Source organism: Rhizobium sp. BK251 (genome assembly GCF_004345245.1).
Lineage (GTDB): Bacteria > Pseudomonadota > Alphaproteobacteria > Rhizobiales > Rhizobiaceae > Rhizobium.
In genome coordinates this window covers 520,105-540,708 of the sequence record NZ_SLUQ01000005.1, presented here as the reverse complement: position 1 = coordinate 540,708, position 20,604 = coordinate 520,105, and the positions used below count along the sequence as shown (strand labels likewise).

Here is a 20,604-nt window from a genome sequence, read left to right as displayed (position 1 = left end):
GCGCTTGATCTGGATCAATGACGTTCGGGTCCGTTCGGCAGACCTTACCAGCAGGTTTCGGCCACGACGCGCGCGAATTGCCGCAGCGGAAGGGCCAACCATTGTCAAAAAGCCGACGGTCGATATTCTGATTTCAGAAATTATTGAAATTACTGAATAGAGAAAAGAGATGAACCTGCCACCTCTCGTCCAAGCCTTCGTGCTGCATTTCGGCGAAATGGGATCCCGTTGGGGTATCAACCGCACCGTCGGCCAGATCTACGCGCTGCTCTATATTTCCGAATCCTCGCTCTGTGCGGAAGAGATAGCCGACTCGCTCGGAATCTCACGCTCTAACGTCTCCATGAGTCTTCGTGAATTGCAGGCCTGGAACCTCGTCATCCTCAAGCACAAGCCAGATGATCGGCGCGACTTCTTCACCACGCCTGATGACGTATGGCAGATCCTGCGGACACTCGCAGAAGAGCGGAAGAAGCGGGAAGTGGATCCAACGCTCTCCGTGCTGAGGGAGATCCTCATGCAGCAGCCGGCAAGCGATGCTGAGCGTCATGCGCAGGCACGCATGGGGGAAATGCACGCGCTGATCGAAAAGCTTACTCACTGGTATGACGACGTAAAACAACTTGAAACAGACCGACTGGCCGCGTTACTCTCGCTCGGCGCGAAAGTAACCAAGCTTCTGGAAGTCAAAGACCGTGTGGTTTCGCTCGGACGAAACCGCTCAGCCCCGGCTAGCAAGAGGTAGCGGCAATGACGGATGCCACTCTCGACGCAGGCGCCGTCCCACGGGACGCTTCCGGTCCTTCGCCGGAATCAGACAGCTATCAACGTACAAAAGCAGAAATTGCCGAGCGGCTGTCGGCAGAGCGCACGTCGCGGCAGCGCGTCAAGAACCCGGCGCTCAGGCGGGCCAGCCTTGTGCAGGCTGCGGCCGCGCTCATCTGGATCCCGCAGGCAGCGCTGCTTGCCCACGCCGTCGGCCTGATTGCCGATGGACAGGGTGCGTCGGCGGTCATTCCGTCAGCCACGGCTGTCCTTCTTCTCGGGCTTGTTCGGGTCTGCACCGACGGCATCGGCGCGCGGATGGCGTTTCGTGCTGCCCGCAGCGAACTTACAAGCTTCCGTCAGAAAGCAGCTCTCGCCCTTGCCGGACGCTCGCCGATCGATGGTAAGCGGCCAGCTTCCGGCCTTGCCGCCAGCGTGATCGCAGAACAGGCAGAGGCGATCGTTCCCTATCTCGCGCGCTTCGAGCCGGCACGGATGAAGTCGACCATCGTGCCTCTCGTGATGCTCTTCTGTATCTTCCCTCTCTCCTGGGTCGCAGCCATCATCCTGCTCGTCGCGGCCCCGCTCATCCCCGTTTTCATGGCGCTGATCGGCTGGCACGCCAAGGCAGCGAGCGAAAAACAGCTCGTCGCCACCGGCAATCTGAATGCCTTCCTTCTCGATCGCCTGCGTGGCCTTGCGACCATTCGCTCGCTGGGTGCGGTCGACCTCACCGCTGCGCGGCTGCGAGCCGATGCAGAATCGTTGCGCGAACGCACGATGACCGTCCTGAAGATCGCCTTCCTGTCCTCGGCGGTGCTCGAGCTCTTTGCCGCGCTCGGCGTTGCTATGATCGCCGTCTATGTCGGCTTCAGCCTGCTCGGTCAGATCGGCATCGGCGCCTGGGGCAGTAAGCTTTCGCTAACGGAAGGACTGTTCATCCTTCTTCTGGCCCCGGCCTTCTTCGAGCCGCTGCGGGAACTGTCGGCCGTCTGGCACGACCGCGCAGCGGGTGTCGCGGCCCTCGAGGAGATCGAGCGGCTTTCCGCGGAAGGCTTGCCATTGCCGGGTGCGGAGATCGAGGCTGCCCCGGCCGCGGCCACAAAGGCCGTCGCACCGTCCGTGCGCATCAACAATCTGCACTTTGCCCATCCTGGGAAGAAGACGCGTCCCGTGTTCGATGGCTTCAGCCTTCACGTGCAGCCAGGCGAGCATATCGCACTTCTTGGCGCGAGCGGTTGCGGCAAGACCACGCTGCTTTCGCTGATTGCCGGGCTTGCTCCGGCCGGCCCTGGGCACATCGCGATAGGCGATTGCGTGCTCACAGAAAGGAATGCAGCAACACTGCGCAGCAAGATGGCCTGGATCGGCCAGCACCCGCATATCTTTGGCGGTTCCATATCCGCAAACATCCGGCTCGGTCGCGTCGACATCGGGGGCACCGAGATTGTCGATGCGCTGAAGCTGGCACGGCTTGAGCATGTTGCCGAAACCTATGGCGCGATGCCCATCGGTGAAGGCGGGAAAGGAATTTCGGGCGGCGAAGCACTGCGGCTTGCGATTGCGCGGGCCGCCGCCGGTGGGACGCCGGGCGTCATCCTCGCAGATGAGCCGACGGCGCATCTGGACGCGCAGACAGCCGAGGACATCACCGAGAGCCTGCTTGCGCTTGCGCATGGGCGCACGCTGATCGTCGCCACACATGATCCACGGCTTGCAGCCCGGATGCAGCGTGTCATCCGGCTCGACGACATACGGATGGAGGCTGCAGAATGAGGCGCCTTGCAAAAGACCTTGGTTCCATCTGTCGCCTGTTCTGGGCGGAAAGCCGCCGCGCGTTGGTGATGGGCGCCTGTCTTTCGGTCGCAACGGTGATCGCAGGCATCGCACTTCTCGGCCTCTCGGGCTGGTTCATCACAGCCACCGCCATTGCCGGGCTCTCATTGGCCACAGCCGCAGTCTTCGACGTCTTCGCGCCATCTGCCGGCATCCGCTTCTTGGCAATCCTGCGGACGGCCGCGCGCTATGGCGAGCGGCTGACGACGCATGATGCAACGCTCCAGGTGCTCGCCGCGCTGCGCGAGCGACTGTTTCGCGGCTGGGCGGAACCTGCCGCCGCACGGAGCCTGCTGCGCCGCCCGGCCAAGCTGCTTTTCCGGCTGACGGCCGACATAGACGCACTCGATTCACTCTATCTGCGTGTCCTCGTTCCCTGCGTGGCCGCCTTGCTTGCCGCCCTCTGTACCAGCCTTGCGCTGGGCCTCATGCATCCGCTGCTCGGAGCGGCGATCGGCGGCATTCTCGTTCTGGCGGGGATCGGCATCCCGCTCGCCGCTGCACGATATGCGGAACGGCCGGCCCGCCGCCGTGCCCATGCCATTGAGGCATTGCGAGCCCGCACTATCGATCTCGTCTCGGGCCAGACCGAGCTTGCCATGACCGGCAGGCTGCACGCGCAGCGCGTCTCCATCGGCACGGCCGATCGCTGCCTTGCCGAGGCGGACGATGCGCTGAACCGCATCGAGGTCGGCGTGAATGCTGCCTTCGCACTTGTGACCGTCCTGCTGCTCACCGCAGCGCTGATCGCGCTTGCGGCACTCAGCGAGGCCGGGACCATCACCGCACCGGTCGCGGCACTCGGCCTGCTCGTTACCTTTGCGGCCGTGGAACCCTTTGCTGCACTGCGCCGCGGCGCGCTGGAACTCGGTCGCACCGCGTTGGCCGCACGGCGCGTCGGTCCGCGGTTGCGGCAGAGCCAACCCGCGCCGGCACCGGCACTGCCGCCCAAGGCGCTCGCTTTTGATCTTGTTCGTGTCGATGCACGCCATGAAGGCGCGGCGCACTGTTGCCTGAGGGACATATCGCTCTCGCTCGCCAAGGGCGAAATCCTTGCCCTCGCCGGCCCGAGCGGCACCGGCAAATCGAGCCTTCTCGCACTCCTCGCCGGCGAGATTTCTCACGAGGCGGGCATGATCGAGACCGTGCCCGCAACGCTTCTGACCCAGAGAACCGAGCTCTTCCAGGACAGCGTGCGCGACAATCTGAGGCTTGCCGATCCGCTCGCCGGCGATGGCCGGCTCCGGGAGGCGCTCGCGGCTGCCGGCCTGCTTGCCGACATTGAAGCACTTCCCCTCGGGTTGGATAGCCGCCTTGGCGAAGGCGGACTCGGGCTTTCCGGAGGGCAGGCACGCCGGCTCGCGCTGGCCCGGTTGCTACTCAGCAATTCGGGGCTCTGGCTTCTCGACGAGCCGACCGACGGCCTAGACGGGACGACCGCGCGTGACGTGGTGAACCGCCTGCTTGCCCAGGCCGAGGGCCGCACGCTCGTCATCGCCACGCACACCCGTCGCGAGGCGGCGATCGCCGACCATCTCGCCATCATGAGCCAGGGCCGCATCATTGCGACGCTCGACCGTGGCGATCCGAAATTCGAAGAGGCGCTCGCCGGCTTGCGGCCGGACTGAGGCAGCGACGAACATGACCGCGGCCGCCCGCAAGGCTGCCCCGGAAGACAGAAAACCCCCGTGGGACCGTGGGAGACTAACTATGGAACTGGATATCGTAGCACTATCGCGCTTCCAATTCGCACTGACTGCACTCTATCACTTTCTATTCGTACCGCTGACGCTCGGCCTTTCCATGTTGCTCGCCATCATGGAAACGACCTATGTCATGACCGGCCGCCAGATCTGGCGGCAGATGACGAAGTTCTGGGGCGTGCTCTTCGGCATCAACTTCGCGATTGGCGTCGCCACCGGCATCGTCATGGAATTCCAGTTCGGCATGAACTGGAGCTACTACAGCTACTATGTCGGCGACATCTTCGGGGCGCCGCTGGCCATCGAGGGGTTGATGGCCTTTTTCCTGGAGGCGACGTTCGTCGGCCTGTTCTTCTTCGGCTGGGACAAGATGTCGAAGGTCGGGCATCTCGTGGCAACATGGTGCGTGGCGCTCGGCTCCAACTTCTCGGCGCTCTGGATCCTGGTCGCGAACGGCTGGATGCAGAACCCGGTCGGCTCGGCGCTCAATCCACAGACGATGCGCATGGAGATCACAAGCTTCTACGATGTGGTCTTCAATCCGGTCGCCCAGGCGAAGTTCGTCCACACGGTCTCGGCCGGCTATGTCTGCGCCTCGATCTTCGTGCTCGGTGTTTCGGCCTGGTACATGCTGAAGGGCCGCCATCTCGAAATCGCCAAGCGCTCCATGACGGTTGCGGCCTCCTTCGGCCTCGCCGCATCGCTGTCCGTCGTCGTGCTGGGTGACGAAAGCGGCTATCTCGCCACCGAAAACCAGAAGATGAAGCTCGCCGCGATCGAGGCGATGTGGAACACCGAGCCGGCGCCAGCCTCCTTCACTGCTTTCGGCTTCCCCGATCAAGAGGCGCGCGAGACGCATTTCGCCGTACACATTCCCTGGGTCATGGGCCTGATCGGCACACGCTCCCTGACGACCCAAATTCCCGGCATCGACCAGCTGGAGCAGCAGGCGGAAACGCGCATCCGCGATGGCATCAAGGCTTACGATGCGTTGATGACGATCCGCGCAGCCCCGACGCCGGATGGAATTGCACCGGCCGTTCGCAGCTCGTTCGAAGACCGCGGCCACCAGCTCGGCTACGCCCTGCTTCTGAAGCGCTACGTCGACGATCCGCGCCAGGCCACCGACGAGCAGATCGCGCAGGCGGCCCGCGACACCATTCCTCATGTACCGACGCTGTTCTGGTCGTTCCGCATCATGGTGGGTCTCGGGATGCTCTTCATCCTCCTGACCGCAACATTCTTCTGGCTCTCGGCACGCCGGCAGCTGGACAGGTACCCTCTCCTTCTCAAGCTTGCCGTCCTTGCCATACCGCTTCCGTGGATTGCCATCGAGGCGGGCTGGATCGTCGCGGAAATCGGCCGCCAGCCCTGGGTCATCGAAGGCGTGCTTCCGACGGCATTGGCGGTGTCGAGCCTCGGTGCAAGCACGGTCCTGCTGACCATCATCGGCTTTGCCGTGCTCTACACGGTACTGATCATCATCGAGATGACGCTGATGATAAGGGCGATCCGCAAGGGGCCGGAGCCTGACGACCATCCCGAGGCCAAGCTCATTTCCGAAACCATCGTTCCCGTCGCAGCGGAGTAATCCATCATGATCCTGCACCAACTCATAGACTACGACATCCTCCGCATGATCTGGTGGCTGCTTCTCGGCGTGCTGCTAATCGGCTTTGCCGTCACCGACGGCTTCGACCTTGGCGTCGGAACGCTGCTTCCCTTCGTCGCCAAGACGGATACGGAACGGCGCGTCGCCATCAACACGATCGGCCCTGTCTGGGAAGGAAACCAGGTCTGGCTTATCCTCGGCGGCGGCGCCATCTTCGCCGCCTGGCCGCCGCTCTATGCGGTTTCCTTCTCGGGCTTCTATCTTGCGATGTTTGCCGTCCTTCTGGGGCTCATTCTTCGGCCGGTGGCATTCAAGTACCGGTCAAAGCGTGACAGCGCGCGCTGGCGCGGCAATTGGGACATTGCGCTGTTCATCGGCAGTTTCGTGCCGTCGCTGATCTTCGGCGTTGCCGTCGGCAATGTGCTGCAGGGCGTGCCCTTCCGCTTCGACCCGGCCGACATGCGCATCTTCTACGAAGGTACGTTCTTCGGCCTGCTCAATCCCTATGCGCTGCTCTGCGGCCTGCTTTCGGTCGCAATGCTGGTCATGCACGGTGCTTCCTGGCTGATTGTGAAGGCAAGCGGCCCGGTTGCTGAACGCGCGAGAAGCTATGGCAGCGTTGCAGCGCTGGCGGTAGTCGTCCTCTTCGCACTCGGCGGGCTCTGGCTCTATTTCGGCGTCGATGGCTACCGCATCACGAGCGAGGTAGCGAAGGGCGGCCCATCCAACCCGCTGCTCAAGACCGTCGACCGCGGAGCCGGCATCTGGTTCGCCAACTACGGCACGCATAGCTGGATGATGATTGCGCCGATCCTCGGCCTTCTCGCACCGGCGGCAGCATTCGTTGCCATGCGGGCAAGGCGCGAGATTGCCACGCTTCTTTTCAGCGAACTGTCGGTCCTCGGTATCATCTCCACAGTCGGGCTCTCGATGTTCCCGTTCATCCTGCCGTCCTCGTTCGATGCACGGTCGAGCCTCACCGTCTGGGACGCATCATCGAGCCATGCCACGCTGTTCATCATGCTGGTGGCGACGGCGATCTTCCTGCCGATCATCCTCGTCTACACGGCCTGGGTCTACAAGGTCCTCTGGGGCAAGGTCGACGATGCGGCAGTCAACGACAAGAGCGGCCACGCCTACTGAGAAAGGAAGCTACGATGTGGTACTTCGCCTGGATCCTCGGCCTGCCGCTGGCAGCTGCCTTCGCCGTCCTCAACGCCATGTGGTATGAGCTGATGGACGACGCCGCCAAGAAGAAGGCTGCGGAAAAACGCCTCTGAGACGGTTGCCCGGTATGCCACACGGCATGCCGGGCATAATTCTGTCCGCACCCAGAAAAGCGCACATACGAAAAGAGCCCGGTGCGGGAGGAGGTGCACCGGGCTCTTAAGCCTGACTGACAACTGGGAGGAGGAGTGTTGCCAGTCCGATGAAAGAGCGCTGGGAGGAGGAGTGCGCTGCTTTCGAGATAATAGATACATAAGGATGCGCCGCCTGAACAGACTCACAGCCGCAATGCAGCAATGCATTGTGCGCAATGCTTCCATTCGACTTGCCTTAAATAGATGAAATTTGAGGCAATTTGCCTATTGCGGAGTCGATCACACCCGTAAGAACGAGCCGCACCTTGGCGGTGCGGCCCGGCAACCTATGTTGAATGGTCATGCACTCCTGAACAGAGCCTTGCCTTCCTTGTCGAGCGCGACGAATTCCTCGTCTGTCAACGCGATGTCGACGGCCGCGACATTTTCCTCGAGATGCTTGACCTTCGAGGTGCCCGGGATCGGAAGCATGACCGGGCTGCGCTTCAGCACCCAGGCAAGTGCGACCTGGCTCGGCGCGGCATCGTACTTCCTGGCAATCGTATCGAGCAGGGAGCCCGGCTTGGCTAGATCGCCGGCGGCAAGCGGGTACCACGGGATGAAACCGATGCCCTTCTCGGTGCAATAGTCGAGGACGTCCTCGCTCGTGCGATCGACGAGATTGTAGCGGTTCTGCACCGTCGCCACCTTGAAGACCTTTGACGCTGCTTCGATATCCGAGACAGAGACCTCGCTCAGACCGGCATGGCGTACGACGCCGTTGTCCTGCAGCCATTTGATGGCATCGAACTGCTCCTTGGCCGGCACCTTGGGATCGATGCGGTGCAACTGCCAGAGATCGATCCTTTCGACGCCGAGGCGCCGCGCGCTCTTCTGCGCCTGCTGGATGAGGTATTCCGCACGGCCGAGGGCAATCCAGCGATCCGGGCCGGTGCGCGTAAAGCCGCCTTTGGTGGCGATTATCGTGTCACCGTATGGATGGAGCGCCTCACGGATGAGTTCCTCGGAGACATCAGGTCCGTAGGAATCGGCCGTATCGACGAAGTTGATGCCGAGCTCGGGCAGGCGCTTCAAGGTCCGAATCGACTCGGCGCGGTCTGCGGGGTCGCCCCATATGCCTGGGCCTGTGATGCGCATCGCGCCGAAACCAAGGCGATGCACGGGAATATCGCCGCCGATCTTGAACGTGCCGGACTTGGATGCATTGTGGGTAGACATGGTCTCTATCTCCATCTTTGGCCCATGAAAAATGACTTGAATTTATGGTGCGCCCTTCGCCGGGCGCGAACTTGGACATATCCATCGCGCAGAGGCTGCTCGGCGCATTATTGCCGCCGCGTAATCCGCGGCTCGTGCCGCTTGGGCCGGAAGCGCCCCTCCCAGGCGCATTGCAGCAGCACAGCTTCGTTAAACCTCCTGACCGGTCAGGATAGCGCCGGTCGGGTGGCTTTATAATCGCGATAATCGTCAATGGGCTTGTTAGCGGAACTGATGAATCGAGCCGATCGCCCATGCGACGCGAGTCTTGAAGCGCTATCTAGGGCTCTTCTGGCCGAAGTCAGCAAGAATACTCCAAAGTTCCTGAAAGATGTCCCTGGCGAAGGCGTCGAGCGGCACGGACGGCTCCTCTTGCCATCGCTCACCGGCGGCACGCATGGCGGCGATGACGACCGCCGCGAGAAGACCCATGCGAAACCTTTCCGCCTCGCCCTCTCCCACGCGCTCCCAAAGCGCCTCCGTCAGCCTGCGTTCGAGCTTGGTGTATTTGAGCTGGTCACGTGCACGCAGCGCCGGAGTCTGGCGAATGAGCTGCCCAAGCGCGAGGTTCTGCGGATCGGCGGCACCCGACACGACCGACGAGATCAGGGCTTCTTCGATCACTTTCGTGATCGGCTCGCCGGCCGGGCGCGCGGCAACGGCCTCGACGAGTTCGTCGGCAAACGAATCCTGCCAGGCGGCCACGACTTCCTCCTTGCTGGGGAAGTAGTCGAAGAAGCTGCGCTTTGAAACATCTGCGGCCTCGGTGATGTCCTCGATCGTGGTACCGTCGAACCCGCGTTCGAGGAACAGCGAGATGGCCGCTTCCTGAATGCGTTCGCGCGTTTGCCGCCGCTTGCGCTCGCGGCGGCCTTCCGTCGGCTTCGGTTGCGTTTCCAGCTTCTCAATCATGATTTTCCGAGATCCGCGGCCGGCCGAAGCTCCGCTCTCACCCTCCCCTGTCGCCGGCAAGCGCGCTGACGTCGATCACCGGCTGCGTGTTACGATATTTCAGGCGATCCGGCGAGAGCACAAGCGACTTGCGTCGCGAAATCCGGTAGACGGCCGCTGGCGGAAGATTGCGCACGGTGCCGCCCACATGAACCGCCTTCAGCCCCAGCCTGTCGAGAATCGGACGCGGCACGGGGCACCGGGGACCATAGGTAAACTGATAGAAAGCGCCGCCCGGCCTCAGATAGGTGAAGGCGCCGGACATGATTCCCGCGACCTTGCGCGGCGACATGGACAGGAGGGGAAGCCCGCTGACGACGGCGCCAACCTCCCGGTCGGCGAACAGCTCTGCCTGGACGAGATGGGCGGCGTCCATCTGAACGACGCGCGCGGTGGGAAAGCGGCTGCGCAAGGCCTCGACAAATTCGGAGCCGAACTCGACGAGCGTGAGGTCGCATTCGCGAACACCCCGGGCAAGCAGGGCCCTCGTGAAGACGCCGGTACCGGGGCCAAGCTCGATGACGGGTCCATGGAGGGCGTCGATATCTTGCGTCATCAGGCGCGCGAGAGAGTCGCTCGACGGCGCGATCGCGGCCACTCGCATCGGGTGGCTGACCCAGGAACGGAAGAACTGCACGAAATCTGAACATGAATTGCTTGCTGTCATCTTCGTAATCCAATCTGGCTGAAATGCGGTTGAATATATGCGCCTAGGAACCCGCTCCAGCATGGCATTTCGAGGGCATATGCCAAGATGTCTGCGCCCATGAAGGCCGGCTCTTCATTCAAGCGACGCCAGCTGTCTCCGTCTTGCAACATCCGTCCGATTCCCATAGCACAAATTCATCGCACGCAAACTCCATTAATTGCATTTTTATTGTTATTGCAAAAATGCATTTAGTGCAATATATGGTTTCGCGACGGCACCGAGCCGTGGATGCGCGGGCAGAGGAATGATTGCGATGTGGACCGAAGCAGATTTGGCCCGACAGGATGGGCGACGGGTTATCGTCACCGGCGGCGTCTCGGGAATCGGCTATCAGGTGGCCCGTGCCATGGGTGCGAAAGGTGCGCAGGTCCTGATCGCCGGCCGTGACCGCGAAAAGGGCGGTGCTACGCTCGCCGATCTGAGGCGCACTGTTCCCAACGGAGACTTCGCCTTTCGCCGGCTCGACCTCGCAGACCTTGCCTCGATCGCAGCGTTTTCGGACAGCGTCTTGCAGGACGGCCACCAGATCAACCTGCTGCTCAACATCGCGGGCGTGATGGCCGTCCGCACGAGGACGCTCACGACCGATGGCTTCGAAATGCACATGGGCACGAATTTCCTCGGCCATTTCGCGCTCACGGGCCGACTCCTGCCTGCCCTCAAGGCTGCCGCAGGCGCTCGCGTCGTCATGGTGAGCGCGCGAGCGGCAAGCTGGTACAAGATCGATCTCTCGGACCTCCAGTGCGCGAGATCCTATGGACCGATGCGCGCCTATGGATTGTCCAAGCTTGCCGGCGTCATGTTCGCCGTCGAGCTCAATCAGCGTACGGCAAGGGCCGGCATCACCAGCATCGCGGTCGATCCCGGCACCGCCAACACCTCCATCCAGCGGCACACGCCCGGCGTGCTTCGATGGTTCGCCAACCGATTGATCGATATCGTCGGCTATCCGCTCGACCGAGTCGCCGACCCGGTGCTCTTTGCCGCCACTGCCGCCGAAGCCCGGCCCGACGCCTATATCGGCCCGACAAGGCTCATCCAGGCGAGCGGTCCGCCCGGCTACATCAAGCTGCCCGAGGCAGCCCGCAACCACGAACTACGCGAAAAGCTCTGGCAGCAGGCCGAAGCCCTGACCGGAGTGCGCTTCAGCTTTTCCTGAAAGGACCAAAAGAATGCCTGGTTGGACACTCAAGGATATACCGTCCCAATCCGAACGCACCGCCGTCATCACGGGTGCCACGAGCGGGATCGGCTACGAAACCGCGCTGGCGCTCGCGGGCGCCGGGGCACGCGTCATCATCGCCTCGCGCAACGAAAGGAAAGGCGCGGAAGTGCTTGCGAGGATCGCGGCGGCGCATCCAACTATCTCGGGCATTTCGCCTTCACCCTGCATCTCTTGCCGAGGGTTCGTGCCGGACGGCTGCCGCGCGTTGTCACCGTCAGCAGCCTCGCCCATCGCTCCGGCCACATCAACTTTGCCGACCTGCAATCGCAGGACCGCTACCGAAGCTGGGGTGCCTACAGCCAATCCAAGCTGGCAACGCTGATGTTCAGCCTCGAGCTCGAACGCCGGGCGCGTTCCGAAGGCTGGAACCTGATGAGCACAGCGGCTCATCCGGGCTATGCCGTCACTGGACTTCAGAGCACCGGTCCTCGAATGGGCCGCCAGGGGCCATCGCTCACGGAACGTTTCGGCAAGCTGTTGCAACCGTTCCTCTCCCATTCGGCTGCGGCTGGCGCGCTGCCGACGCTCTATGCCGCGACTTCGCCGGAGGCTCAGGGCGGAGATCTTTATGGTCCGGATGGCTTCTACGAGCTGAAGGGACCGCCGGCACGCGCCAAGATCGCGCATCGTGCGCTTGACGAGACGGTCTGGCGGCAGCTCTGGGATGTCTCCGAACGACTGACGGGCGTCTCGCTCGCGGCAAGGGCATACGCCTAGTCGCCTTCCGGAAGATGCTGAAGGCGCACGGGCGTTGCAATGGACGTTGCCTGAGCCTTGAGGCGCGCCGCCAGAAAGTCTACGCAGAGCCTGACCCGGGCCGCCGCATGGCGGCTGTGCGGATAGACGGCATGGATGGGCGACGCAGGCAGCGGCAAGGTGGGAAGCACGATCTCCAACCAGCCAGCATCGACATCGTCCTTCACGTCCCAGATCGACTTCATGACCAGGCCGGCGCCCTGCAACGCCCAGGCATGTGCCAGTTCGCCATTTCCCGTCGACAGCGAGCCGCCAATGTGCACCATCGCACCGTCTGCGAAAGTCCAGTGATCGAGGGGCGGATCGCCGAAGACAATGCAGTCATGCTCCAAAAGGTCGGCGACGGTCTGCGGCCTTCCACGCCGATCGAGATAGGCGGGAGCCCCGCAGATGACGCGGACATTCGGTGCGAGCTGGCGCGCGATCAGGCTGGAATCGGCCATCGCTCCGAAACGGATCGCAAGGTCGTAGCCTTCTTCCACGATGTTCACGAGCGTATCGGACGTATCGAGATGGACGTGGAGGGCGGGATGCTGGGTCTGGAACTCCTGCAACAGCGGCGCAAGCCGCCTCCGTCCGAAGGCGAAGGTCGAGGTGACGCGCAGCAGGCCCGCAGCGGCGTGACGCGCGCGCGTCGCCTCCATTTCTGCCTCCTCGATTTCCGCCAGGATGCGGACGCAGCGTGCGTGAAACGCTGCCCCTTCCTCCGTCAAGGAAAGCGTGCGTGTGGTCCGGTTTGCAAGTCTGACGCCCAGGCGCTCCTCGAGCCGCGCAAGCTTGCGGCTCACGACGGCCAGGGAAAGGCGAAGGTTGCGCGCCGCGCCGGACAGGCTGCCGGCCTCGACAACGCGCACAAAGATCAGCATCTCGAAAAGGTTATCGGCCATATTCTTGCTGATATAGCAAGAAACTCTTTTCGTTGAAACCTATTCTCTCTTTCGTCGCGACGACTAAATTTTTCTCCAGAAGGCGATGCGAAGGTCGCAAGCCCCTTTCAAAGGAGTTCGACGCATGGAGCTGCAGCTAAAGGAAAAGATCGCACTTATTACCGGATCGACGGCCGGCATCGGCCTGGAGATCGCGCGCCGGCTCGCCGCCGAAAACGCGTCCGTTTTCATCACGGGTCGCCACCAGGCCAAGCTCGACCGGGCAGTGGAAGATATCCGCCACACGACGGGTGGCAAAGTTCGCGGCATCCTTGCCGATCCTGCAACGGCAGAAGGTGCAGCAGCCCTCGTGAAGGCCGTGCCTTCGGTAGACATTCTCGTCAACAACCTCGGCATCTACGAGATCAAGCAGTTCGTGGACATCAGCGACGATGACTGGATGCGCTATTTCGAAATCAATGTCCTCAGCGGCGTGCGCCTGGCACGCGCCTATCTCCCGGGCATGCTGGAACGGGATGCCGGTCGCATCATCTTCATCTCCAGCGAATCCGCCATCAACACACCAAGCGACATGATCCAATACGGCATGACGAAGACGGCCCAGCTTGCCATCTCGCGAGGTCTTGCCGATCTCACAAAGGGCAGCAGGGTGACGGTCAACACTGTTCTGCCTGGCCCGACACGTTCCGAGGGCATCGTTGATTTCCTGAAAAGCACCTCCAGCGACCCCTCCGCCACACCGGCGGAACTGGAGGCCGAGTTCTTCGCCAAGCACCGTTCCTCCTCGCTGCTGCAGCGGCTGATTTCGCCGGACGAGATCGCCGACCTCGTGGCCTTCGTGGCGAGCCCACTGTCTTCCGCCACGAACGGAGCCGCCTTGCGGGTGGATGGCGGCGTCATACCAACCATCGCCTGAGCGCAACGCGACAATCACAAAGGATCATCAGTATGCAATCACTTGCCAACAAGCGCGTTCTGGTCGTCGGCGGCAGCTCCGGCATAGGGCTGGCAACTGCGATCGCCGCCAGCGAGGCCGGTGCAGCGGTCACCATCGCCTCCCGATCGAGCGAGAAGCTCGAAGCGGCTCGCGCGAAGCTCGGTGCAAATGCCGCTACTGCCGTTCTCGATACGGGTGACGACGCGGCCGTCAGCAGCTTCTTCTCCGGCAACGAGCCGTGGGACCACATCTTGGTCTCGGCATCCCAGACCGCCTCGGGGCCGGTGCGTGCGCTGGCGCTCGCCGACGCCAAGGCCTCGATGGAAAGCAAGTTCTGGGGCGCCTACCGCATCGCCCGGCACGCAAAGTTCGAGGAACGTGGTTCGCTGACCTTCATCTCGGGCTTCCTCGCCGTGCGTCCGTCAGCAAGCTCGGTGCTCCAGGGCGCGATCAACGCAGCGGTCGAAAGTCTTGCGCGCGGCCTTGCGCTGGAACTCGCTCCCGTGCGCGTCAACACGGTCTCGCCGGGGCTGATCGACACGCCGCTTTGGGGCAAGATGTCCGAGGATGCGCGCTCGGCGATGTTTACCCGTGCGAGCGCAAGCCTTCCGGCCCGCACCGTCGGCACACCCGACGACGTGGCCAACGCCGTCATGTTTTTGATGACCACCTCGTTCGCGACCGGCTCCACCGTCAGGGTCGATGGCGGCGGCGCGATAGGCTAGGCCGTTATGCTCGACCATGTCACACTGCGAACGGCAGATCTCGAGGGAACACGCATCTTCCTCGAGACTGTGCTCGACCTGAAGCCCGGCAACCGGCCGGACTTCCCCTTTCCCGGATATTGGCTCTACGCGAATGGCGAGCCCATCGTACACCTTATCCCCGGCGAAGGCGGAGCGGTCGACCGCCGCGGCGAGACGATCGATCACGTTGGCTTCCGCCTTGCGGGCTATCTGCAATACCGGCAGAAGCTCGAAACACTCGGCGTCGCCTATTCCACGATGGACCTGCCCGAGCTCGGGGAGCGCCGCCTCTTTGTGCGGACGCCTACCGGCATTCTCCTCGAGCTGGTCTTCCGCGAGGGCGCCGCGCCGCAGCCCCAATAGCTGTGGCTGCGGCTCTCGCCGGACGAGATCAGACCTGATTGCGCAAGATAAGAAGCTGGACGATCTCGTTGTCGGTCGAGGAAAAATAGAAGGCGAGAACGAAGGGCTCCGGCAGGCCTCGCGCATCGAAATTCCCCTCGACATTGGCGGTCACGACTGTGTGGCCATGATGCTGAACGACATTCGTGACGAACATGGTGAGTTCCGCGCCGATGATGTCCCTTGCGGACCATTCCCCGATCGCCTGCTTGCCCCAATAGTCCCGGAATTGATCGTTGACCATCGAATCTTCGGCAAAGCTCGCCACCAGCGCCTCCAGGTCTGACGAGTTGGTAGCACAGATATAGGCCTCGACACATGCGGGCATCGCCGGCAGGTTGCGACGCTCGACGTGAAGTGAAGCGACTTTTCCTCCGGTCAGGAGGAAGCGACATTCCATTTCAACGGCGCGATTCAGTTCGTTCGATCTGCCGACATCGTGAAAGACAGCGGTCAGCGTCGCGCCATTGTTCTTCTTCGAAACGTCCAGTGGGCGGAGACTGGTTCTCCCGCCCTGCGCGCAGCCCTCAAACCACGACCTGAGATTGTCGCGCACGATCTCCTTGCCTTCGTGCACAACGACGGCATCATCGGCCAGAATTGCCTCTAGCGCGGCAAAATCAGTGCGCTCGACCGCCTGATGGAAAACGGAAATGATGGAAGGTAACTTGACGGCCATGCAATTCTACCCATGAAGAGCGCCATTGCGCGCGACAGTGGTTACTACTATGGCGATTTCTGTCGAGGACGTATGTTATGTGTTGCAAAGAGGTGTTAAGCACCTTGCCTATCTGACCATAGGTTGTCGTTTTCAGATTTTTTTCAGGTTTCGATTGAACCCAAGAGTTGCGCCGCATCCACGAGATCGCGCCTCTCGAAGCCCTCCGTGAAGCGGTCATAGGCGCTTCGAAGGGGAAGGAAAGCGTCAGATGGACCGCCGCGCCGCAGTTGCAGCCGGGCAAGGCTCATTGCCACGCGCAATTCCCAGCCAAGGGCCGATTGCTGGCGTGCGACGGCTAGGGCGTGTTCCAGGATAGAGAGAGCCTCTTCTTCGGCACCCGGACCCAGCGCCTGCAGAAACTCGGCCTTGAGGCGCAGCATTTCCGGCATGTCGACGGATTGCTCCGTCTCGCCGACGATCGCGATCGTCCGGTCGATGACCTCAAGTGCCTGGCGATGCTCGCCCGACTGCGCAAAGCCCTCGGCAAGCGCTATCATCGCCGCCGTCTTGAGCACGTGGTGCCGCTCGGTTTCCATGGCTGTGAGCGCGGTTTTCAGGAGCACCTTCCCGGCCGCGCATTCGCCGCGCCTGACGGCAAGCTCTCCCTTCAATCCAAGCCCGACCGCATGGTATGGGTCGAGGAAATGCCTTTGAGCGTGGGTGATCAACTGCTCGATAACATCCTCGGCAGTCTCCCAATCCGCGTTCCAGAGGAAGACGGCAGCGGTATAGATGTAGCCGATGCAGACCGAGACCGGGTTCTCGAGCGTCGCGGCTTCCTTGATGGTGAAATGTGCCACCTCGGAGGCCCTCTCCGGGAAGCCGCGCAACCAGAGTGTCCGTCCCAGAGCGACGAGCGCACGGATCCGATGATCGAAGCCCAGATGAATGGTATTGATGCGCTGCGACAGGGTGTGCTGGCCGAGCACGCTTTCGCAATGGGCGTGGGCAGCGACCTGATCGCCAAGCAGGTGATAGGCGGTTCCGAGCATCCAGTCGACGATCGTGCCGGCCGCAGGATCGCTGACTCTCAGCGAGACCTCCTTCGCCTGCTTTGCGATCACAAGTGCTTCCCTGAAGTCGCCAAGGCGGATCTGGAATATGTTGAGGCCGCCGAGAAGTCGCAGTTCCTGGTAGGGGTCGTCGAGCGCCTGCGCAAGGGCGAGGCTCTTCGTGAGCGCCGCCTGCGCATTCACGATGTTGCCCTTGGTGAACATGAGCGACACGCCAAAGGAAGCCCGCAGCTCCATCTCGGTTCGCGAGCCGATCTGGGCGGGGCTCAGCGCCGCCAGTGCGCGCTCGGTCCACAAGCTGCACTCGGCCAGCAACGACAGTTCAAGAAAGAGCGCCGCCGCGCCGGCCGCAAGGCGTGCGCCGTTTTCGAGGTCAGCCCCACTCTCGAGGCTCCATCTCAGCGCCGAGCGGATATTGCCGAGATGCTCGGAAAGTGCCGCAAGTGCACCGGAACCCGCAGGCAACAGGGAGGCGGCCACCGCCGCGTCGAGAACATCGCGGAAATAGGCGCAGTGCACGGCCTGGGTGACGGCGGCCTCTTCTGCCTCCACAAGCTTGGCAAAGGCATAGGCGCGCGTCGTGTCCAGCAGCCGGAACCGGGTCGCCGCATCGGAAATCTTCGTCGAGACAAGGGATTTGCTGACGAGGTTGAGAACAATGTCGGTAGTCCGATGCTCATCGATCGCATCGTCGCGGGCGATCGCCTGAGCGGCCTCGAGCGTGAAGGTGCCGACAAACACGGAAAGACGCCTGAGGATCAGCCGCTCCTCCTGCGGAAGAAGGTTGTAGCTCCAATCGAGCATCGCACTCAGGGTCTGGTGGCGCGGCAGCGCGGTGCGGCGTCCCTGAAGCAGCAACCTGAATCTGTTGTCGAGAAGAGAGGCTACGCCCTGCAGGCCGAAGGTTCCCATGCTGCCGGCAGCAAGCTCTATGGCGAGCGCAATGCCATCCAGCTTCTGACAGATGTCGGCAATGACGGGCGCGTTCGCATCCGTCATCTCGAAACGGTTTCCGCTGGCGCTTGCGCGTTCGAGGAGGAGTTGCACGGCGGGAAATGTCATCGCGTGCGCCGCGCTCAGCGTCTCTCCGCGCGGGGGCGCGTCGAGCGGGCCGAGCAGATGAACCTGCTCTCCGTCAACGCGGAGCGCCTCGCGGCTGGTGGCAAGTATATGGATGTCGGAGCAGCCTGCGAACAGCCTCTCGGCCAGCGCCGCAGCCGCTTCGATGACATGCTCGCAACAATCGAGAATGACGAGAATGCGCCGCCCGCGAAGGGCCGTGACGATCGCGAAGACGGGATCTCCGGCATGAACCACAATGCCGAGTGCGGCTGCAACGGAGCTCGCAACGAGATCCGGATCGCTCACCTGGCCGATGTCGACGAAATAGACCTCATCGGCGAAGGCACTCCGAAGCTTGTTGCCGACAGCAATCGCAACCGACGTCTTGCCCATGCCGCCCGGCCCGACGATCGTCACGAAGCGCATTTGATGGACAAGCTCTACGATTTCGGCAACCGTCTTGTCGCGGCCAATCATCCTGGCGAGCACAGGCGGTAAGGTGGAGGCACGGGGCACTTCGGGCGGTGCCGCGGCCGTCGGAGGGGCAGAGGCGGCGCCGGATTTGCCGATCGGAGCCACAAAGCAATAGCCGCGGCCGGGGATGTTCGCGATGAAGCGCTGACCATCTACACCGTCGCCCATCGCCTTGCGCAGGCCCGCGATATGGACGCGAAGCGCGCCCTCATCGACCGTGGTGTCGGGCCAGATCTGATCCACGAGCTCCCTCTTGCTGACGATCTCGCCCGCCTGCCCCACGAGTGCGATCAGGATATCCAGCGCTCGGCTGCCGACGGCGACAGGCACGCCGTCACGTTCAAGGAGACGTTCCGAGATGAAGAGAGTGAACGGGCCGAAGGTCGTTCCGGCAGTCGTGTGCATCGCTACTGGCGCCAGGGCTTCATTGCCGACAGCCGTTCATTCGCTAGGCGGAGGGGTGTCGGCACGACGGAAAACTCAAACCACTTCCATGGAATTCACCCTAAGACAATACGATGCCAGCCGCACAAAGCAAGGAAGACACTCGCTTTAGGGGATTTGTTTTGCCCGGCGCCGTGATTTTCTATCGCAAGGCGCGAAGGCGCCAATTTGTCTGACAATTACGGTTGCATGTGAGTTCACGAGCGATGGAGCATTGGCCCGCAATCGACCCTTGGGATCGGTCCCAAGCACGAAAGGAATTCGCCAGAGCGGATATTGCAGCTCAGTCCATGCGCTGCACCGCGGGCGGCGTCCATGAGCCGTCGATGATCGCGGTCTTCGGCCAGTAGGCGCGCATATAGAGCGAGAAGTCGGCTCCCTTCGGCGCCGGCAGCCAGTTCGCACGCTGCGCCTCCGGCGGCGGATCGGCCTGCACGTAGATCGTAAGCGAGCCGTCGGCGTTGGCGAGGAGCGTCTTGCTCTTGGTGCCGACCGAATATCGATTGAGATCGTTCGGCGCGAAGAAGTGCTCGACGTCATAGAGCGTGAGCGACCAGAAACCGTTCACCGGTGGGGTTTGGTCCTTGGCGAAGGTCACTGTATAGCGGTTGGCGCTGTTGAGCCGCGCGCCCGCAGCGTCGAGGTCCTGATAGAAATACTTGGTTTCGAGCGGCGCGTTGACGAGGATGTTGGACTTGGCGACCGCAGTGCGGGTGAACGTGTCGGTCCCGAAGGCGGCGTTGTTGGAGGTGGTGCTCCAATTATGCGGCAGCCGCAGTCCCCAGTTGCGGAACTGAAGCAGGGGCGCGACCTCGTCGCCTCGTCAATAACGGCCTTCTTGAGCGCCGGATCCATTTTCGTCGCCTCGACGACGGCCAGCATTTGCGCGTAACGCGCTTCTTCGCCGGGCAGCGGCTGCGCATCGGCGAGGACGAGAGGCAGTTGATCTATGAACTTGTCGGGAAACACCCATTTGGTTTCCGCGCCGCCACCCGAGCCTGGCGACGGGAACTTTGGCAGCTTGCTCCAGTCGTGGCGCTTCATCGTTCCGTCAAACTCGGCGAGCGGATACATGTCGATGCCACTGATCGCGCCCTGGGCCGCGCGCTTGTCGTCTGGAGTGTCATCGACGAAGACGCGCGGCGCGACGAAGCCTGTATTGGTCGTCGAGCGAAACACCCGGGTGATGCCCTTTGGGACATTGCCATGCCAGTTTGGTCCGACGAGCAGATAGAAGCCGGGCGTCGTGCCATACATCTTGCCGAGTGAAGCGAAGCTGTCGGTGCGCAGATCAACAATCTGATAGACCCAGAAGCGATCGCCAAAATCCGGAACCTGGATGACGACGGGACTCACATCGAGCCCAAGCGGGCCGCCGCCATAGGCGACGTCCTGGTTCGGGCAAGCGACCGCGCGTTCCGCCGGATCGATATAGTCCGTGAGCATCGCAAGCCGATTGACGGGCGCGAAAGGCAAGATACCGTCCAGTAAGCCCGGCTCCGGCGCCTGACCGAAACCGAGCCGCTTGTTATAGATATTGAGCATCGGCCAAGCCCAGAAATAGGCGTCGCGCGCGACCATGCGGGCGTAAGGCTCGGTGATCTTGACCCGTGCGTCGGGACCAGGCGGCATCGCGCGGCCCCATAGGAGAGAGGGAGAAAGATCCTCAGCATTCGCTGGAAGCCCGGCAGTGGCGCCAAGCACGGCGCCCAGAACAATCGCGATCAGAGTCTTCCGCATCGGTTGGTCCTCCCTGTTGTCTTTTGGCGCAACGATTTTTCA

At 62.4% G+C, this 20,604-nt stretch carries 18 protein-coding genes and 1 pseudogene; 11 read left to right on the top strand and 8 right to left on the bottom strand.

Features of this window, described 5'->3' with window-relative positions; genetic code table 11:
- The first annotated feature begins 169 nt into the window (after window positions 1-169).
- The 6 genes from EV286_RS15465 to cydX all read left to right on the top strand — a co-directional run bounded on the left by EV286_RS15465 (window position 170) and on the right by cydX (window position 7,196).
- Window positions 170-745 carry a GbsR/MarR family transcriptional regulator gene (locus tag EV286_RS15465; protein WP_132958015.1) on the top strand — a complete coding sequence of 192 codons (576 nt, stop codon included), beginning with the start codon at window positions 170-172 and terminating at the stop codon, window positions 743-745.
- Between the two features lie 5 nt (window positions 746-750).
- A complete protein-coding gene (gene cydD / locus EV286_RS15460; RefSeq protein ID WP_132958014.1) occupies window positions 751-2,541 on the top strand; it encodes a thiol reductant ABC exporter subunit CydD in 1,791 nt (596 codons plus the stop codon).
- On the top strand, window positions 2,538-4,229 hold the full coding sequence (locus tag EV286_RS15455) for an ATP-binding cassette domain-containing protein (protein WP_132958013.1): 1,692 nt from the start codon (window positions 2,538-2,540) through the stop codon (window positions 4,227-4,229). Before cydD ends, EV286_RS15455 begins: the two co-directional genes overlap by 4 nt.
- A gap of 82 nt (window positions 4,230-4,311) precedes the next feature.
- Complete coding sequence (locus tag EV286_RS15450; RefSeq protein ID WP_132958012.1) at window positions 4,312-5,895, top strand: cytochrome ubiquinol oxidase subunit I; 1,584 nt, start codon at window positions 4,312-4,314, stop codon at window positions 5,893-5,895.
- A 6-nt stretch (window positions 5,896-5,901) separates the two neighbouring features.
- Window positions 5,902-7,059: a cytochrome d ubiquinol oxidase subunit II gene (cydB, locus tag EV286_RS15445; RefSeq protein WP_132958011.1), complete on the top strand. Its 1,158-nt coding sequence runs from the start codon at window positions 5,902-5,904 to the stop codon at window positions 7,057-7,059.
- A 14-nt stretch (window positions 7,060-7,073) separates the two neighbouring features.
- Window positions 7,074-7,196, top strand: coding sequence for a cytochrome bd-I oxidase subunit CydX (cydX, locus tag EV286_RS15440; RefSeq protein WP_132958010.1), 123 nt, complete (start codon window positions 7,074-7,076; stop codon window positions 7,194-7,196).
- Window positions 7,197-7,577: 381 nt separating this feature from the next.
- On the opposite strand, the gene EV286_RS15435 is transcribed toward cydX, so the two are convergent.
- The 3 genes from EV286_RS15435 to EV286_RS15425 all read right to left on the bottom strand — a co-directional run bounded on the left by EV286_RS15435 (window position 7,578) and on the right by EV286_RS15425 (window position 10,113).
- A complete protein-coding gene (locus EV286_RS15435) occupies window positions 7,578-8,456 on the bottom strand; it encodes an aldo/keto reductase (RefSeq protein WP_132958009.1) in 879 nt (292 codons plus the stop codon).
- Between the two features lie 315 nt (window positions 8,457-8,771).
- Window positions 8,772-9,407, bottom strand: a complete 636-nt coding sequence (locus EV286_RS15430) for a TetR family transcriptional regulator (protein ID WP_132958008.1) — start codon at window positions 9,405-9,407, stop codon at window positions 8,772-8,774.
- Between the two features lie 37 nt (window positions 9,408-9,444).
- Entirely contained in the window at window positions 9,445-10,113 is a 669-nt protein-coding gene (locus EV286_RS15425; protein ID WP_132958007.1) for a methyltransferase domain-containing protein, read from the bottom strand.
- A 295-nt stretch (window positions 10,114-10,408) separates the two neighbouring features.
- Here EV286_RS15425 and EV286_RS15420 point away from each other — a divergent pair, with 295 nt between their 5' ends.
- The gene (locus EV286_RS15420) at window positions 10,409-11,314 is read left to right on the top strand and encodes an SDR family NAD(P)-dependent oxidoreductase (protein WP_165932855.1); all 906 of its coding nucleotides are present in this window, start codon (window positions 10,409-10,411) and stop codon (window positions 11,312-11,314) included.
- Window positions 11,315-11,327: 13 nt separating this feature from the next.
- Window positions 11,328-12,097, top strand: a pseudogene (locus EV286_RS15415) (SDR family NAD(P)-dependent oxidoreductase).
- Here EV286_RS15415 and EV286_RS15410 read toward each other — a convergent pair.
- Window positions 12,094-13,023, bottom strand: coding sequence for a LysR family transcriptional regulator (locus EV286_RS15410; RefSeq protein WP_132958005.1), 930 nt, complete (start codon window positions 13,021-13,023; stop codon window positions 12,094-12,096). The pseudogene EV286_RS15415 and the gene EV286_RS15410 overlap by 4 nt on opposite strands.
- Before the next feature lie 124 nt (window positions 13,024-13,147).
- On the opposite strand from EV286_RS15410, the gene EV286_RS15405 reads away from it, so the two are divergent.
- From EV286_RS15405 to EV286_RS15395, 3 genes are read left to right on the top strand one after another with little or no spacing between them, the layout of a single operon-like run.
- Window positions 13,148-13,939, top strand: a complete 792-nt coding sequence (locus EV286_RS15405) for an SDR family oxidoreductase (protein ID WP_132958004.1) — start codon at window positions 13,148-13,150, stop codon at window positions 13,937-13,939.
- 23 nt (window positions 13,940-13,962) lie between these two features.
- Complete coding sequence (locus EV286_RS15400) at window positions 13,963-14,685, top strand: SDR family oxidoreductase (protein ID WP_281041089.1); 723 nt, start codon at window positions 13,963-13,965, stop codon at window positions 14,683-14,685.
- A gap of 6 nt (window positions 14,686-14,691) precedes the next feature.
- Window positions 14,692-15,069, top strand: a complete 378-nt coding sequence (locus EV286_RS15395; protein ID WP_132958002.1) for a glyoxalase — start codon at window positions 14,692-14,694, stop codon at window positions 15,067-15,069.
- Window positions 15,070-15,097: 28 nt separating this feature from the next.
- On the opposite strand, the gene EV286_RS15390 is transcribed toward EV286_RS15395, so the two are convergent.
- The 4 genes from EV286_RS15390 to EV286_RS15380 all read right to left on the bottom strand — a co-directional run bounded on the left by EV286_RS15390 (window position 15,098) and on the right by EV286_RS15380 (window position 20,562).
- A complete protein-coding gene (locus EV286_RS15390) occupies window positions 15,098-15,787 on the bottom strand; it encodes a nuclear transport factor 2 family protein (RefSeq protein WP_132958001.1) in 690 nt (229 codons plus the stop codon).
- A gap of 143 nt (window positions 15,788-15,930) precedes the next feature.
- Window positions 15,931-18,783, bottom strand: coding sequence for a winged helix-turn-helix domain-containing protein (locus EV286_RS15385; protein WP_132958000.1), 2,853 nt, complete (start codon window positions 18,781-18,783; stop codon window positions 15,931-15,933).
- 322 nt (window positions 18,784-19,105) lie between these two features.
- The gene (locus EV286_RS32495) at window positions 19,106-19,510 is read right to left on the bottom strand and encodes a DUF1214 domain-containing protein (RefSeq protein WP_245500718.1); all 405 of its coding nucleotides are present in this window, start codon (window positions 19,508-19,510) and stop codon (window positions 19,106-19,108) included.
- On the bottom strand, window positions 19,417-20,562 hold the full coding sequence (locus tag EV286_RS15380; protein ID WP_245500711.1) for a DUF1254 domain-containing protein: 1,146 nt from the start codon (window positions 20,560-20,562) through the stop codon (window positions 19,417-19,419). Before EV286_RS15380 ends, EV286_RS32495 begins: the two co-directional genes overlap by 94 nt.
- Window positions 20,563-20,604 lie beyond the last annotated feature (42 nt).